This window comes from Candidatus Protochlamydia sp. R18 (assembly GCF_000648255.1).
Taxonomy (GTDB): Bacteria; Chlamydiota; Chlamydiia; order Chlamydiales; family Parachlamydiaceae; genus Protochlamydia; species Protochlamydia amoebophila.
This window is the reverse complement of sequence record NZ_BASL01000753.1, coordinates 1-241: the sequence shown is the minus strand read 5'-3', so window position 1 is coordinate 241 and position 241 is coordinate 1. Positions and strand designations below refer to the sequence as shown.

Below are 241 nucleotides of genomic sequence, written 5' to 3'. Positions count from 1 at the left end.
TTTTTTTTAATGATTCGGGTAGTTTTGCAAAAAGAAGCTCAGCGGTTTTTTTATCTCGAGGACCCACTTGCATAGCAAGCACTTGACGACTTTTTTTATGTAAGATGAGCCATAACCACTGATCATTTTTCTTATTTCCTACAAAACTCCATCGCTCATTTCCTTCAAGTTTAGCCACTTCCAATTCATCTTTCTCACAACATGTGACTTGTGCATTTAAATCCTCAGGCAAATCATTGAT

Annotated in this window: 1 protein-coding gene; it reads right to left on the bottom strand. The window is 36.5% G+C overall.

The window, feature by feature from the left end; translation table 11 throughout:
• Positions 1 to 241 (bottom strand): IS1 family transposase (locus tag TY19_RS09785; RefSeq protein WP_148300665.1); only part of this gene is annotated, 241 nt, incomplete at both ends.